The sequence below is a fragment of the Streptomyces sp. NPDC001970 genome, from assembly GCF_053594115.1.
Genome location: NZ_JBSFDW010000104.1, coordinates 1 through 2,363, shown reverse-complemented (window position 1 = coordinate 2,363; position 2,363 = coordinate 1). Strand labels below are relative to the sequence as shown.

The 2,363-nt window shown below is 70.0% G+C and carries 3 protein-coding genes; 2 read left to right on the top strand and 1 reads right to left on the bottom strand.

Going from position 1 to position 2,363, the window contains the following annotated elements:
* A partial coding sequence (locus ACWCP0_RS42000; RefSeq protein WP_451083163.1) for an SDR family NAD(P)-dependent oxidoreductase occupies positions 1-146 on the bottom strand: 146 nt, incomplete at its 3' end.
* A 387-nt stretch (positions 147-533) separates the two neighbouring features.
* Between ACWCP0_RS42000 and ACWCP0_RS41995 the strand changes: the two genes are divergently transcribed.
* Both ACWCP0_RS41995 and ACWCP0_RS41990 read left to right on the top strand, forming a co-directional pair.
* A complete protein-coding gene (locus ACWCP0_RS41995) occupies positions 534-836 on the top strand; it encodes a muconolactone Delta-isomerase family protein (RefSeq protein ID WP_451083967.1) in 303 nt (100 codons plus the stop codon).
* Between the two features lie 243 nt (positions 837-1,079).
* Positions 1,080-1,688, top strand: a complete 609-nt coding sequence (locus ACWCP0_RS41990; RefSeq protein WP_451083966.1) for a flavodoxin family protein — start codon at positions 1,080-1,082, stop codon at positions 1,686-1,688.
* The last annotated feature ends 675 nt before the right edge of the window (positions 1,689-2,363 follow it).

Below are 2,363 nucleotides of genomic sequence, written 5' to 3'. Positions count from 1 at the left end.
AGGACGTGCGGGTCCTGCGACGCGGCGATGCCGCGCGAGGTGGCGACGACGGCGTAGCCGAGCTTGCGGTAGGCCTCCACCAGCCCGGCGCCGATTCCCTGCGAGGCGCCGGTGATGACCGCGACCTTCTGACCCTGACTGCTCATGACGACCTTCTTCCATGGGGTGCTATGGTGCGACCAACCGGAATAACCAACCGGTCGCCTATTTGAAAGTAGACGACCGGTCGACAAGTGTCAAAGAATGTGGGACAGCGAACCGACCGACCTGTGCTCACCCAGGCCAGAGGCCGCGGATGGGTACGGGGCTACGGGGCGCCGCCAGGGAGGTCACGCAGGCATCCGGCGCGCCATTTCCCGGGTCGCCGGCACCGCAGGCGAGGGCATCGACCGCAGCGAGAACGGCGGCGCGGACTTCGCTGCGGCGCCGGACCGGAGCGCCGCCACCTGGCCGGCGCCGCAGGATCGCGGCACGGCAACCCGCTTCCCGGACGTACCAGGCGCCCCGGCGCCCCGAAGAGAAGGAGAAGGGCCATGAAGGAGTTCCTGGTCGAGCTCACCACCACCATTCCTGAGGGAACCGACCCGGCCGAGGTCGATCGCCGCCGCGCCGCGGAAGCCGTGCGGGCCGAGGAACTGGCCGCTGCCGGCCACCTTGTGCGGCTGTGGCGCCCGGTCGGCGAGCTGCGCAGCATCGGTTTGTGGCGCGCTGCCGACGAGGCCGAGCTGTACGAGAAAGTGCTCGGGACCCTGCCGCTCCGGCCGTGGATGACCCCGGTGGTCACGGCCGTGGCGTCCCACCCCAACGACCCGGGCAGGGCCGACGCCACCACGTGATCGCGGAGCCCTCTCCGCTCGCACTTCTTGCCGCTGCATCGGCGGACGCGGCGTCCTCTCCCTGGCCTGCGCCGTCGGCCTGCACGGCTCGGCGGTCCCGATCGGGCACGGCGGGACTTATGCCTGAAGCGCCCTTTGACTTAACTAGACCGGTCGTCTACGTTCCACATAGGCGACCGGTCGGTTAGTCCGGTCGAGTCGCCCCCACTCCAACTTCCGACCATGTGAATGGAGATCGCCGTCGTGGCCACTCCCGTCAAGCTCGCCATCGTCTACTACTCCTCCACCGGCACCATCACCGAGATCGCCAAGGAACTGCGCGACGCCGGCGTCAAGGCCGGTGCCGAGGTCCGCCTGGTGAAGGCCGCCGAGCTGGCCCCCCGGTCGGCCATCGAGTCCAACCCGGCCTGGGCCGCCAACCATGCTGCCACCGCCGACATCCCCGAGGCGATCCCCGAGGACGTCGAGTGGGCCGACGCCGTACTGTTCGGTTCCGCGACCCGCTTCGGCAACCTCTCCTCCCAGCTCAAGCAGTTCATCGACACCCTCGGCGGGCTGTGGGCGCAGGGCAAGCTGGCCGACAAGGTGTACAGCGGGTTCACCTCCTCCGCCACGCTCCATGCCGGCCAGGAGACCACGCTGCAGGCGCTGTACACCTCCGTCCACCACTTCGGCGGCATCGTGGTCGCCCCCGGTTTCACCGACCCGGTCAAGTTCGCGGACGGCAACCCGTACGGCACCTCACACGTGGACGCCCAGGGCGCGAACCCGGTGGACGACACCACCCGAGCCGCCGCCCGCGTCCAGGCCGAGCGCGTGGTGAAGATCGCCGCGCAGCTCAAGGCTGCCTGACCGCCCCGGTACCCCGCCGCGTACAGGCCATACGTCGGCGTCGCCTTTCCCGGCGGCGCCGACGACGCGTTTCCCTGTGAATGCCGCAAGAGGTCCGGCCACCAGCATCGTTTGCTCCGCCCATCCCAACACTCCGGCCGGCCCGCGCGCTCAGCGAGGACGTCGGTCACGCGGGCACCTTCGTCCCGAGCCGCACTGCCGAGGAGTTCGTGGCCGCACGCGAACGCCCCGCCGATTGATGATCACGGTCCCGGCGGACCGCGCCAGGCTCCCGCCGGTGGCGCTCACCCCCATGCGGCGCCGGTCCCAGCCGCCGGCCCCACCAGTGGCTCTGCCGCTGCTGCAGGAGCACGCCGGCTTGATAGACCCGAGCGGAGCGGGCCACCCCTCCGAGCGGCATGCCTGACTGGAGCGGCGGCATGAGCGCTTACGACGCGTCGCAACCCACGGCTGCACCCCGAAGTGCGCTGATGGCCATCGACGGCCAGGGTTTCCTCACCGTCTGGAGCCCGAGTGCCGAGTCGTTGCTGGGTCTTCCGGAGAAGACGACCTCTGAGTCGCGTGGTGAACCGCTGGCTACCCGCGGTGGGTTTCCAGCAGCCTTAGCCAGACTTCGCTGATGGTCGGGAAGGCGGGGACGGCGTGCCAGAGTCGTTCGACCGGCATCTCGCTGGT